The 13,613-nt window shown below is 46.6% G+C and carries 8 protein-coding genes and 2 pseudogenes; 5 read left to right on the top strand and 5 right to left on the bottom strand.

The window, feature by feature from the left end; translation table 11 throughout:
- Nucleotides 1-37 precede the first annotated feature (37 nt).
- Nucleotides 38-1,489, top strand: a complete 1,452-nt coding sequence (locus ASL14_RS20595; protein WP_134910922.1) for an IS1182 family transposase — start codon at nt 38-40, stop codon at nt 1,487-1,489.
- Nucleotides 1,490-1,722: 233 nt separating this feature from the next.
- On the opposite strand, the gene ASL14_RS20600 is transcribed toward ASL14_RS20595, so the two are convergent.
- The gene (locus ASL14_RS20600; protein WP_134913263.1) at nt 1,723-2,904 is read right to left on the bottom strand and encodes an MFS transporter; all 1,182 of its coding nucleotides are present in this window, start codon (nt 2,902-2,904) and stop codon (nt 1,723-1,725) included.
- A 338-nt stretch (nt 2,905-3,242) separates the two neighbouring features.
- On the opposite strand from ASL14_RS20600, the gene gdhA reads away from it, so the two are divergent.
- From gdhA to ASL14_RS20615, 3 genes are all read left to right on the top strand, one after another.
- Nucleotides 3,243-4,619 (top strand): NADP-specific glutamate dehydrogenase, encoded by a 1,377-nt coding sequence (gdhA, locus tag ASL14_RS20605; RefSeq protein ID WP_134913264.1) that lies wholly within the window; start codon nt 3,243-3,245, stop codon nt 4,617-4,619.
- 302 nt (nt 4,620-4,921) lie between these two features.
- The gene (locus ASL14_RS20610; RefSeq protein WP_187644812.1) at nt 4,922-5,353 is read left to right on the top strand and encodes a MarR family winged helix-turn-helix transcriptional regulator; all 432 of its coding nucleotides are present in this window, start codon (nt 4,922-4,924) and stop codon (nt 5,351-5,353) included.
- 44 nt (nt 5,354-5,397) lie between these two features.
- Nucleotides 5,398-6,051, top strand: coding sequence for a nitroreductase family protein (locus ASL14_RS20615; protein ID WP_049827290.1), 654 nt, complete (start codon nt 5,398-5,400; stop codon nt 6,049-6,051).
- Nucleotides 6,052-6,146: 95 nt separating this feature from the next.
- On the opposite strand, the pseudogene ASL14_RS20620 reads toward ASL14_RS20615, so the two are convergent.
- The 3 genes and pseudogenes from ASL14_RS20620 to ASL14_RS20630 all read right to left on the bottom strand — a co-directional run bounded on the left by ASL14_RS20620 (nt 6,147) and on the right by ASL14_RS20630 (nt 10,220).
- Nucleotides 6,147-7,288: pseudogene (locus ASL14_RS20620) on the bottom strand (VanZ family protein).
- Nucleotides 7,289-7,295: 7 nt separating this feature from the next.
- Nucleotides 7,296-8,639 carry an amino acid permease gene (locus ASL14_RS20625; protein ID WP_134913266.1) on the bottom strand — a complete coding sequence of 448 codons (1,344 nt, stop codon included), beginning with the start codon at nt 8,637-8,639 and terminating at the stop codon, nt 7,296-7,298.
- Between the two features lie 309 nt (nt 8,640-8,948).
- Nucleotides 8,949-10,220 carry a VWA domain-containing protein gene (locus tag ASL14_RS20630; protein WP_134913267.1) on the bottom strand — a complete coding sequence of 424 codons (1,272 nt, stop codon included), beginning with the start codon at nt 10,218-10,220 and terminating at the stop codon, nt 8,949-8,951.
- Nucleotides 10,221-10,986: 766 nt separating this feature from the next.
- Here ASL14_RS20630 and ASL14_RS27475 point away from each other — a divergent pair.
- Nucleotides 10,987-12,398 (top strand): annotated as a pseudogene (locus tag ASL14_RS27475) (ABC transporter substrate-binding protein).
- Between the two features lie 119 nt (nt 12,399-12,517).
- Here ASL14_RS27475 and ASL14_RS20645 read toward each other — a convergent pair.
- The gene (locus tag ASL14_RS20645) at nt 12,518-13,570 is read right to left on the bottom strand and encodes a 2,3-butanediol dehydrogenase (RefSeq protein WP_134913268.1); all 1,053 of its coding nucleotides are present in this window, start codon (nt 13,568-13,570) and stop codon (nt 12,518-12,520) included.
- Between the last annotated feature and the right edge of the window lie 43 nt (nt 13,571-13,613).

Here is a 13,613-nt window from a genome sequence, read left to right on the forward strand (position 1 = left end):
TATAATTGAAGTATCTTATCCAAGGTTGGTGATCCCTGTGCTCCCGAAACAGCAGAGCTTTTTGTTGAGTCCGTATACAGCACTTTACGATGTACTCATCCCCAAAGATCATATGTTGCGGAGAATGGACGAACTGGTGGACTTTAGCTTTGTGTATGAGGAACTGCATGACAACTATTGTCATGACAACGGACGTACAGCTGTAGATCCGGTTCGGATGTTTAAATATTTGCTACTCAAGTCCATCTTTGACTTGTCTGACATCGACCTGGTTGAGCGCTCAAAAACGGATTTGTCATTCAAGTTTTTTCTGCATATGGCTCCAGAAGAAGCTGTCATTGATCCCAGTCTACTCACCAAGTTTCGCAAATTACGGCTCAAAGGTATGAAGTTGTTAGATTTGCTCATCGGCAAAACGGTGGAAATCGCCATCGAAAAAGGCGTTATTCACAGTAAATCTATTATTGTGGACGCAACTCATACCCAAGCCCGCTACACTGAAAAAACACCGCAAGCCGTGCTACGGGAACGTTCCAAGCGTCTCAGAAAGGCCATCTACACGCTGGATGAATCCATGAAAAGTAAGTTTCCCGCCAAACCCGCCACGGATGTCCTAGAAGATGAAATCCAGTATAGCCAGCAACTGGTCGCTGTGATTGAACAGGATGGGCGATTTACCGGACTGCCGAAGGTTACAGAACCGTTGAATTTATTGAAAGAAACCGTCACCGACGATGTGGAGCATCTGCAAACGTCTGCGGATCCCGATGCCAAAAGGGGTCACAAAAGTGTGGACTTCTCGTTTTTTGGTTACAAAACCCACATCGCTATGAGTGAAGAGCGAATCATAACAGCGGCAACAATTACCACCGGGGAAAAACACGACGGCAAGCAACTCCAAACCTTGATTGAAAAAAGTAAGGCGGTAGGAATGAAAGTGGAAACGGTGATTGGAGATGCAGCCTATTCAGAAAAAGATAACCTCGCCTACAGTGCACAAGAAAACATCCAACTGGTCGCAAAACTACATCCTTTGATTACTCAGGGAAACCGAAAGAAGGAAGACGAATTTGAGTTCAATAAAGATGCAGGGATGTATGTGTGCAAGGCTGGTCATCTGGCAACTCGCCGGGCGCGGCAGGGGAAAAAAGGCCGAGGAGAAAACCAAACCGACACCTATTACTTTGACGTAGAAACATGCAAGCGATGCCTTCTTCGGGAAGGCTGCTACAAGGACGGGGCAAAAAGCAAGACGTATTCTGTAAGTATAAAAAGCGACGAACATCTGGCTCAAGCCGTATTTCAGGAGAGTGAGGTCTTTAAGACCAAGGCCAAAGAGCGATACAAAATTGAAGCCAAGAACAGTGAACTCAAGCACAGACACGGGTATGATGTGGCATCCTCCTCGGGTCTGATTGGCATGGAAATGCAAGGAGCGATGGCGATTTTCGCGGTGAATCTGAAGCGGATCTTGAAGTTGATGAGCTAAAAAGAGGAGCACTCGTAGACATGAGGAAGCAAAAAAAGACGACATCTCATTCAAAAACAAAGGAATGAATGTCGTCTTTTTAATGGATTCTCTTTCAGCTATCTGTAAGAACCATGTTTTTCAGTGGCCTCCGCCCTGTGCGCAGCCTCTTTTTGCACTTTCCATACTTGTTATACCGTGAATCAGCTACCTAGGAGTCGTTTTCACACATAAAGCAATGTTTCAGATTCATGCTATGAAGCGGAATGTTGGTATCCATTTGATGTATCTGACCCATGCCGTCGTCCATAAATTCTCATTAAAATCAGGCCGAACACCATCCCAATAAAGGACATGATAGCTATGGACAGATACAGCACTTGCCCGCCGAAGGCTTCGTACACCGCGCCGCCTGCATAAGAGGCCACAATACCCGAAACGCCGAAAAACAGCAAAGCCAGCACGGTTTGTCCGGTCGCACGCCATTCCTCAGGCACGATCCGGTACAAGTATTGGATAGCCGCTGAGTAAAATATCGGGAAGGTCAGCAGTTGAAGCACCTGCAAATAGGCGAGTAACTGCGGATCGTTGATCCAGGCTGAAGCGAAGAAGCGAATAAAATAAAAGGCGGCAGAAATAGAGATAATAGCAAGCTCTTTCCCTGCACGCAACCACCAGAAGCTAAGAGCGAATACCACGATTTCACTGGCTGCTGCAATGAAAAAGGCCAGCCCGACCAGTTCGGAATTGCCTCCCAGCTCACGGATATAGACACCAAGAAAGGTGTCATTCATCCGGGCCGGAACGGAACAGACAAATACGAGCAGAAGGAACAGGAGAGTTTCCTTGTTACTTAGAAAGGTTTTGAGGCTGTGAAGCGTCACGGGCTTGCCTGTTACAGGAGCATCCGGCATGGCAAGGCTAATGATAAAGCTAATCGCTGCAATACCGGCAAACAAACAGGCCAGGCTGTGAGCGCCGAAGGTTGACATAATGTAGCCTGCCACCAGCGACATGACGGCATACCCCAATGCCCCGTAGGTTCGGATGGAGCCATAGCTGATTCCAACCGATTCGGCTACACGAAAGTTCAGGCTTTCGGTGAGAGGATCAATGGGCATCAGGAAGAAATACACCAGCATAGCCAGGCCGATCAACAGTGCAAAGCTGGTTGAGGCATACAGGAAATAACCGGAGATTCCCGCACATATCATCAACAGAAGTAATACTTTGCGAATCGTTCTGGTTCGGTCACTGACCATGCCCCATAGCGGCTGGGCGATGATGGTGATAAAGCCGCCGGTGCCCGTGATCATCCCGATTTGGGCAGGGTTTAATCCTTGCTCGTTCAGATAAACGGGGAGGAAGGGTACAAAAATCGCTAGCAGGGCAAAATATAAAAAATTGTATGTCCGTAAAGGGACGGAAGAATTCATAAACGGCGTGACCTCGCTCTGATTTGAGATATAATTTCATTATGTTCACATTATTGTACCATGTAGGGTAAGGTATATATACTCTTATTTATCGTGAAAAAAGCCTGTAAATCAAGGGATTTTGGATTAATAATATGACAAGGTATGATAGATTCATAGAGATATTTAATGAAGGGGCCAAAATTTTTTTATGAGCAAATTTGATGTATTTTTATAAAAAATCATGTATAGTTAACTAAATTTTATGAATACATAAAATCACACTCTCCAGAACACGGAATGAATCTGTTTCGTTCTCTCAATAGAGCAACCCAATATAAAAGGAGTGTTTTAGAAAAGTGACCATTATCCGTTCAGAGCAGAGTCAACAAGCAGCAGCCGAATATGTGCAGTCCGTTTTTGAGAAGGTTATCGCTCGCAATCCTCATGAGAATGAATTTCATCAAGCCGTCAAGGAAATATTGGATTCGCTGGTTCCGGTACTGGCTAAGCATCCCAAGTATATGCAACAGGGGCTTTTGGAACGGCTTGTGGAGCCGGAACGGGTCATTACCTTCCGTGTGCCTTGGGTAGACGATGCAGGGAACGTACAGGTCAATCGTGGCTTCCGGGTGCAATTTAATAGTGCCATCGGTCCTTATAAAGGTGGAATCCGTTTTCATCCGTCTGTGTATCTGGGAATCGTCAAATTTTTGGGTTTTGAGCAAATTTTCAAAAACGCCCTCACAGGTCTTCCAATTGGCGGCGGCAAAGGCGGCTCCGATTTTGATCCCAAAGGGAAATCAGATAACGAAGTCATGCGCTTTACACAAAGCTTCATGACCGAGCTGTATAAATATATTGGCCCGGATACCGACGTTCCGGCAGGAGATATTGGTGTAGGCGGGCGTGAGATCGGTTACATGTTCGGGCAATACAAACGGATTCGCGGGGGACATGAAGGCGGCGTCCTCACAGGTAAAGGAATTCATTACGGGGGCAGTCTTACACGTACAGAAGCGACTGGATACGGTTGCGTGTATTTTGTAAATGAAATGCTGCATGCCCAAGGCTCGTCCTTTGAGGGTAAACGTGTTGTTGTGTCGGGTTCGGGGAACGTATCCATTTATGCGATTGAAAAAGCACAGCAGCTCGGCGCTACAGTCGTTGCCTGTAGTGACTCGAATGGCTACATCTATGATCCGGACGGCATTGATCTGAATCTGGTGAAGCAGCTTAAAGAAGTGAATCGTCTGCGCATTAGCGAGTATACCAAAGAGCGTCCGGGCGCAATATATACGGAGGGCTGTTCCGATATCTGGTCGATTCCATGTGATATCGCACTGCCATGCGCCACACAGAACGAAATTGACGAGCATGCAGCACAATTGCTGGTAAGCAATGGCGTAAAAGCAGTGGGTGAAGGTGCGAATATGCCATCCACGCTACAGGCGATTGAAGTATTTTTGGGCAATGGGGTGCTGTTTGGACCAGCCAAAGCGGCAAATGCAGGCGGGGTTGCGGTTTCCGCGCTCGAAATGTCACAGAACAGCATGCGCCTGTCATGGACCTTTGAGGAAGTGGATGCCAAGCTGCATGACATTATGAAGAACATCTATACGAATAGCGTGAAGGCGGCTGAGGAATACGGCGTGCCTGGGAATCTGGTTGTAGGGGCGAACATCGCCGGATTTGTTCGTGTGGCAGACGCTATGCTGTCTCACGGCATCATTTAACGGGATATTACAACTACGGATGGAGAGAGCAAGAGAAGCTGAATGGCGCTGTCTGTATGGCTCTCCTGATCTGCTATCGTATGAGTGTAGTGTGGGAGTTATCACAAAGTTAGTTATATGAGAAGAAGCTGAGTAGTCCCTTGCGGGGTTGCTCAGCTTTTATTTGATAAGAGGTACTTTATTTTTCACAGGGACTTGATTTATTTTCAAAGAGGATGTATATTACTTGATAGATCAATGATTGATGGATCAATGGTTGAATCGTCAAGCCCAGTGACCTGCTTAAGGGAGGAGAGATTGCTATCACCCAAACATCACCCGAGGCTGACTATATTTTTGAAGCGCTGTTGCTGTTGAACAAGCAGACTAGCTCCAAGTTTGAGCGTTGTGCAGGAATCAGCGCATCCAGATTACAGCTGTTGTGCAAGTTGTATCAGGTGGATGAGATCAGCCAGACCTTGCTGCAAAAAGAGGTTGGCATCGACGCTGCAGCCGTAACCCGCCATTTGAAGCAGCTTGAAGCGACAGCCATGGTCATGCGGCGCACCAAGCCAGAGGACAACAGGGTTACGCTGGTAAGCCTGACCGATTATGGGCGGGAGCGCATTATTACTTTTAGACAGGAGCGCTCACAGTTTGTGGATCGGCTGCTCCAAAGCTTCGACGAGACCCAACGGCGCCAGTTAGCCGATATGCTGCAAGTTATGAATGGTCATATGTCCGATATGGGCTGACCCCAATTACATTATACCCATAGGGGAAACAAGGAGAGATTTGAATGAGTAATACGAACACATCTAATATTGTTAAAACAAATGATTTTAAAGAAATCGCACTGGGTCGCCGTTCTGTCAAAGTATACGATCCGTCCGTGAAGATTAGCCGCGAGGAAATGACAGAGATTTTGACCGAAGCGACACGCGCTCCATCTTCCATTAACCTGCAACCTTGGCGCTTCCTCGTGATTGACAGCCCGGAAGGAAAAGCAACGTTGGCACCACTCGCGAGCTTTAATCAACGCCAAGTAGAGACTTCTTCGGCAGTGATTGCCGTGTTCGGGGATTTGAACAACTTTGATAATTTCGAACAAATTTTCGGAGAAGCTGTTGAATTGGGCTATATGTCAAAAGATGTTAAAGAAATGCAACAGGAACAAGTAGGAGCCCATTTTGCGAAACTGGACCCAGCAATTAACAGGGAAACAGTTTTGATCGACGGTGGTCTGGTTTCCATGCAGTTGATGCTGGTGGCACGCGCTCACGGTTACGATACGAATCCAATCGGTGGATACGACAAGAGCAGAATCGCTGAAGCCTTTGGTCTTGAAAAAGATCGTTATGTGCCTGTGATGCTCATTTCCATGGGTAAAGGAATTAACAATGGTCATCCATCGACTCGTTTGCCCATTGATCAAATTGCACAGTGGAAGTAAAAGAAACGAGTTATTATCTATTCGCAATATAAAAAAACAGGCGGACAAAGGAATGTTCCTTTGCTTCGCCTGTTTTTTGCTGTCGTATCACTATATTAGCTTTCCGATGTATTGGCAGGTTCAGTAGCGTCAGGCAGAGGGCTATGAAGTCGCTTGGGCCATGTAATCCGGTGGGTAGTATGGCTAAGCTCCTCATAAAATAACAGGTCTTTCCTGAACAGACGTATAACCAGATGAAAAAAGAACCATCCGTTGATGACCAACAGCATCAGGCTGATCAGAACGCTCGCCCATGGAGGGACTTGAGGCCAAAGCACGGGTCCACCCAGCACGTAATTCATCCCGAAATACAACCAGTACAAGAGGCTGTAGCGCTTCATGAGCTCCCACAGGGAAATACGTTTTCCTGTCCCCGCAAGATGTATACGCACCAGCCATTTTCCGGGAGTGCGCCCATTCGTCAGGTAAGGAATTAGCATGAAGTATACTCCACTGGATACCCAGAAGGCGGCGGGCACTTGGAGGTATTCCAAAACACCGAGCAAACCTGTCCATATGATGGAATCCACGAAAAAGGCAATACCTCGTCTGGTATAGGACACCCGCTTGGTTGTGATGTCCAAATGCTTGTCAAGATGCTCCAGACGCGGGAGAAAACGCGAAAACCATTCGCCCAAAAGAAAGCCGAGCATGCCGCCCAATGTATTTGCCATCAGATCGTCCACATCGAACACACGATACGCATGGTCAAAAATCCGTACAGTCCTGTTAGCTGCGTCATTTCAAAGAAGAGGGAAAGGCCAAAGGACAGGATCAGACACCATCCCCACCGCGCACGGAAATAATAACGTAAGAACATACCGAAAGGCACAGTCATAAGAACGTTAAAAACGACCTGGAGAAAAGCGCGTTCCTTCAGCAAATGCAGATAGCTGGAGGGTTGGGAGGGAGAGACGGAAGTCTCCCTGATAATGTCATGAATGAACTGCAAGGGCATTAGCTGCAATGCGCCTCCGGTTAACGCCGTATTATGACGCGATGCCGGTAGAGGCAAAATCACCAGAAAGAAAGCATTCATTAAGTATAAAAGCAACAGGTAAAGCAGCAATGCTCTCGTTTTATGGATATAACCATGCCTGCGGTACTGTACGATCAGAAAAGGTAGCGTAAACAGCAACGCGGCAAAGGGAAAGGCGAGAAAGGCATAAGAAACAGGAAACAGATACGCTTGAATCATGAGCTGTTTACGCCTGCTTTCCCCGGAACTTCACCAAAGACCAGATGACCAGAAATGCCATGAAAGCCACGCACACGCTAATGCTGATGCGATTTTGCGGGTCAAGCAAGAACAGGAATGCAATTACCCATAGGCATCCCACCGTAACCGCCGTCACATAAGGGAATCCCCATATTTTGAAGCTTGGCTCCACCGGATAAGATTTGCGCAGCTTCAACTGGGACAGACAAATACAGCTCCAGACGAGCAAAACGACAAAGCCCGGTACGGCCATCAGAATACGGAACAGTCCGTCCTGATCAATATAAGCGACCATCGAACCGACAATCAGGATCACGGCACACCATTTGAGACTATTCACCGGAACCCCATTCGAGGATACCCGGGCGAGTGATTTAGGACCTTCTCCGTTGACTGCCAGCGAATGCAGCATACGTGTAGCCCCGTAAATCCCCGAATTGGCGGCAGACAGTACGGCAGTAATCAAAATGAAGTTCATGACATGGGCCGAGCCTTGGAGTCCTGCCGAAGACAGCACCTGTACGAATGGGCTGGTATTCGCATCCAGCTGATTCCAGGGAATCAAGCCGCAAATGATAAGAATCGGCAGCGTATAAAACAATACGACGCGAAAAATAAAGCTTTTTACCACCTTAGGCAGTACCTTTTCCGGATTTTCTGTTTCTGTTAACGTCAGACCGATCAACTCAGAGCCTCCGTAGGAAAAGGTAACCACCAGCAGCGCCGAGAAAATAGCCAGCCAGCCATTGGGGAGAAATCCGCCATTCTGTACGTAATTGCTCAGATAAGGAGGAGTTTCAGTTGGGATAATGCCGAACAGGATACACCCACCCAATGCAATAAAGATGATAATCATGGCAATCTTAATACCCGCAAGCCAAAATTCAAGCTCCCCGAAACCGCCGACACTCAGCATGTTGACCACAATAATGAAGGCCGCACTCGCTAAACTGAGTACCCATAAGGGAACGTCTGGCAACCAGTATTGCAGGAAGCTTCCCGCTGCGATGACCTCAATGATGCAGACGGCCAGCCACATGAAGCAATACAACCAGCCGATGATAAAGGAAAGTCGTTCTCCAAAAGCTTTGCGAATAAAATCCTTCATATTCATGTTGGGATAGACGGTAGCCATCTCGGCAATTGCGCCCATAACGACCAAGAGCAGAAGCCCTGCGAAGATATAAGATAGAATGACCCCAGGCCCCGCCAGGCTGATCGTTTCGGTACTTCCTTTAAAAATACCGGTCCCGATGACTCCACCCATAGCCATAAAGGTAATATGCCTAGGGAGCAGTTTTTTGTGCAAAGTGGCTTCATTTGATTTCAATCTGAAATCCTCCTTCATAAAGTCAATAGCTTCAGCATAGCCCAAACAGGGTTGCTTCAATTAGGTTTATACTACATGAAAATATCCAATTAGGAAATGAAAGAAATAGGAATTGGCAAGGAGTTAACCATATATAATTCTACTATGACTAAAATGGGGGGAATAACCTGAAGAGAAATGTGTAGAAGAGCAGTTAAGAGGCAGAATGATGGCGCTGACGATTGCTCTATCTGCGGTCATTCTGCCTTTATTGTTCTGCTCGGCGGATATTTAAGTGATCATGTAGGAGTATCGCATTGCGGTGAAGGATTAGCTCCGCAATATTCCTTTAGCCCGCACTTGCTTGAGCCAACCAGGAAACTCATTCAGCAGACGGTCATACAATTCTGCGTCTGTCACGGAGTCAATGTCATCCAAGGCAAAGAAATCTGCATTATCCACTACGCGACCGCGCAGATTATCCAACTTTTGAAGGACTCCATAATCGGCATTACCGAGTCCGACGAATTGCCAGAAAATCGGAGATTTCGAGTACTTGATCAGCAGCTTTGATATTTTTTTCGTTTCATACACGCCGCCATCACTGAAAAAGATAATGTAGGTTGGGATTGTTTCATTAGGTACTTCTTCTGTATATTTTAAAATGATATCCGTCATCACTTCAGGCTCATTGTTACCTATTCCTATTTTCCCATATCCAGGTTCTGGGAAAGTCCGTTTTACGTAATTCTCGTAATCTCGTTCCGTGACGCTTGGAGCGCGTTGGGCTTTGTCTGCAAAAAACCATACGTCCATTTCACCATCGTCATCCATACAGGCGGCTACAGCCAACACACGTTCGAAGGCTTTTTGCACGGTTCCCAGTGAGTACAGCTTCCCCATGGAACCAGAAGCGTCTAATACAACCGCTACTCGTGCTTTTTCATGGTCTATCTGTTTCTTTTTCAGTGAAATTTGCACACTCTGCTTAAGTAAATTGATTTTTCCGCTACCGGGAAAGGAAGCATTCGCCTCCGCTTTGGCATTCACAGTATTCGTCGGTGCTGCTGACGGCTCCTCTTCTTCTACGGTGACGCCATGAGCCTCGGCAAGCGGTTTCAGGCCTCCGTTGAAACCACGCCCAACTGCGCGGAGCTTGAAGCCTGAGGTATGGCGGTATATTTCAGCGAATACGAGTGACGTTTCTTTGGTGGCCTCGGTAATGCTATAGGCGATATGTACCTGCCTTCCCTGAACGGTCAATGTGCAGCCAATCACATCAGCAAAAGTGCCTGGACCATCCAGAGTGGCGGCAAATACACATTTATCAACCCCAGTTCCTTGCAAAGCCCTTAAGGCTACAGTGAATTCAGCGGTTTTGTTATTCGGGCGCTCTAAACGTATATGGCTGTGCGGATCTGCTGGTTGATTGTAAAAAATGAAATAGTCATCCGAAGCGACTTTACCATCTTGGCCTACCATAAAACAGCTAACATCCAGCTCGGCTGGCGCATGCTCCCATGTAATGGTGACCCGTACTGTATCCTCCTTACCTAAAGGAGCATTAGCTCCTGTACTTAATACCATTTTTGAACCACTCATGCTGTCTACCTCCTATGTATTTCAAAATCATTATATTTATACAAATTGTACCATGGAAATCGTTTATTCGCCTTATTTCGAGCAGGAATTTTTGTCTCATGGTAGGCATAGTAGAAGATGATATATAATGGGGTTGGTTTGGAAAAATAAGATGGTATTTATGAAGCGGAGGCTTTGACAAGTGAAGCAGGAACGGAAAAAGCGGACAGGTTCCCAAACCGGGACGGGCAAGAAGTATGAGGCTGATGAGCTGAACAAGCTGCTTTCCGCATGGCTCCATTCGTCGATCCGTGTTATGGATGTCCGACATATTCGGCTGGAGCGGGAAGAGCGGCTTCAACCGTATCGTCTTCCGGCGCAGGCTTTCGTATTTGTGTTACAGGGAAGTGTACGCTTGCCTACGGAGGATCAGGATGATACAAGACATTCATGGTACGTGCTGCATGGCAGCAAAGGCCTGGAACTGAATATGACTGCCTCGGAACGAGGGATCGAATATATTCTTGTACTATATAAAGTGGCTTCTCTATCCGGACATGCAGTGTATAACCTTCCCCCTGTAGCTCATGGCTTTGTGCCGACGTATCCGGTTATGTTGTATCAAAAGCTGCAACTATTGGAGCAGGCATGGCATGATAAGGATACGTTGTCCAAGGTGCAGGCTCAGGGCAGGTTCTATGATTTTGCGTATGAATGTATGCGGCAATTGCAGGAGCAGAAGGTTCGAATGCCTTCCCGGGATATGGTGACACAGGCGATTCAATTTATGCAGACGCATTATGCAGAGTCCATTACGTTAGAACGGTTGGCCGGATTATTGGAATGCAGTCCAAGACACCTGACCCGGTTATTTAAAAAACAAACGGATTGCAGCCCGATTATGTTTCTGATCCAGCTACGAATGGACAAGGCGAAGGAGCTTCTGCGGAAGACAGATGCCACCTTACAGGATATCGCTGTCGGCGTGGGATACCCGGATGTCTATTTTTTTAGCCGGGCATTCAAAAAATATATCGGAGTATCCCCTGTTCATTATCGGGCCAGTTTACATCCTTCGCTCTTTTCGAGGGACAAAAGTCCAGATAATCCATTAGGCAGGTCTGGATGTTCCATTGATTCGATAAGTGGTGCACCGCATACTGTTACTGAGGATAATAATCATTATCAAAATTATGATGAAGGGATTTTACGAATGAATAGAAATAAAAGACATTCCATGGCGTTTATTGTATTGCTTAGTTTTACCCTGCTAGTCAGCGCGTGTTCAGGCACATCAAGTCCTGCGGCAACCGATGGCGCTTCTACAGGGACCAACAATACATCGGCAGAACAGACATCGCAGGAACGGGTGCTGAAGGATGCACTTGGACATGAGGTAAAGGTTCCGGCTCAGCCTCAGCGTGTGATCGCTTCTTATCTGGAGGATCATCTGGTTGCCCTAGGTGTTAAACCCGTAGCCCAATGGTCGGTAGGCAAAAATTCAGTTCAAGGCTACCTGCAAAAAGAACTGAAGGACGTTCCTACCATCGCTTCAGATCTTCCGTTTGAGGCGGTTCTGAACTTCAAGCCTGATTTAATCATTATGGACAGTGCGAGTATGGTAGAGGGGGATAAATATAACCAATACTTTAAAATTGCTCCAACCTACGTGGTAGGCAGTAATCTGAACAACGATTGGCGTCAAGAGCTGCTGACCATAGGTGAGGTGCTGAACAAGAGCAGCGAAGCGAAGCAGGCATTGAGCAATTATGACAAAAAGCAGCAGAAGCTAAAGCCAAGCTGAGCCAGACTGTTGGACAAAAAACCGCAGCGTCATTGTGGGTAACGGACAAAAACGTGTATGTAGTGAACCAGAATTTGTCCAGCGGTGATGTATTATACAACGACTTGGGATTCAAGGTTCCACAAGTCGTACAGGAGATTTCCAAAACAGGCAAGGTGAACTGGAGTAACTTATCCCTGGAGAAACTGGCGCAATTGGATGCGGATTATATCTTTATCGTGAACAGCAAAGGCGTAAGCAAGGATGAGATCATCAAAGATCCTGTATGGGAAGGGATTCCAGCGGTTAAAGAAGGCCATATATATGATTTTGGTAAAGATTCCAGTTGGCTTTATACAGGTACGATTGCAAACGGACAAATGATTGATGATGTTCTGAAAAGTGTAACTCCATAATTGAGATTGTAATTCAAAAGCGCTCACCCGTCGTTACGGCTTTATGCCGCAGTGATGGAGGAGCGCTTTTTTATGAAAAGATGCCTGCATAGGGCAGACATCTGAGTTTGCTTTTTAGATTAAGATTGCGGAGATACGAGGATTTTAACCTGATTTTTCTCTTTCAGCAGAGCTTCAAAACCGTGTTCAATCACTTCATCGAGCTTAATACGTTTGGTAACGAGCTTGTCCGCAGGGAAATACCCTTTTTCCATCAGGCTGATTACAGCCGGGAACACATCACGGTAACCGATAATGCCGGTCATATTGCGCTCTTTCATAACGATATTGTTAGGCTTGATTGGAGCTTCTTTTTCGAAAATGCTGACGATCATAATTTGTCCGCTGATTTTGGTGGACTCGATCGCTTGAGTCAGTACAGGAGGTACTCCAGTGACTTCATAGGCTACATCTACGCCGCCGTTGGTCCGTTTGTGCAGTTCTTCCACCACATCATAAGTCTTAGGATCAAGCACAATAGCACCCAGCTCTTCAGCTTTAGCTTTACGCTCCTCAGAAAGCTCTACTGCATAAATCTCAGATGCGCCCGAAGCTTTCAACGCTTCAATAACCAGCAATCCGATAGGACCAGCGCCGAATACTACAGCTTTGTCGCCGACTTTTAGTTGGCTTTGGCGAACAGCATACAGGGCAACGGCTGAAGGTTCTACCAAAGCGCCTTGCTCGAAAGACACGCTTTCGGGAATTTTGTGAACCATATGCTCGTCTGCTGCGACATATTCGGAAAATCCACCACCGCCGCCTGCCAGACCGAGGAAGCCCATTTTATCGCAAAGATTATATTTGCCTTGTTTACATGCATCACATTCTCCACATGCAAAAATCGGTTCTACGACCACACGGTCGCCAACCTGAATCTTGGTTACACCTTCGCCGATTTCGACCACTTGTCCAGAGAATTCATGTCCCATGACGACAGGAGCCTTTTCACCAGTTAATGGATGAGGAGCATCTTGGGGAATGAAGATCGGTCCTGCCACATATTCATGCAGATCACTCCCGCAAATGCCGCACCATTCCACTTTGATTTTTACTTTTCCTGCCAGAGCAGCGGGCTGCTCAATGTTTTCCAGACGTAAATCTTTTACTCCATGCCATCTCAATGCTTGCATGTCTGTCATCTCCTTGACGAATATATGATCATGTATTGTTATA

Origin of the sequence: Paenibacillus sp. IHB B 3084 (assembly GCF_001447315.1) — a bacterium.
GTDB lineage: Bacteria > Bacillota > Bacilli > Paenibacillales > Paenibacillaceae > Paenibacillus.

What these genes read in the sequence shown, in the direction of transcription:
- ASL14_RS20600 (WP_134913263.1), bottom strand. Translation starts at nt 2,904, where the DNA reads ATGAATTCTTCCGTCCCTTTACGGACATACAATTTTTTATATTTTGCC.
- ASL14_RS20615 (WP_049827290.1), top strand. Translation starts at nt 5,398, where the DNA reads ATGAGTAATACGAACACATCTAATATTGTTAAAACAAATGATTTTAAA.
- ASL14_RS20630 (WP_134913267.1), bottom strand. Translation starts at nt 10,220, where the DNA reads ATGAGTGGTTCAAAAATGGTATTAAGTACAGGAGCTAATGCTCCTTTA.
- ASL14_RS20645 (WP_134913268.1), bottom strand. Translation starts at nt 13,570, where the DNA reads ATGCAAGCATTGAGATGGCATGGAGTAAAAGATTTACGTCTGGAAAAC.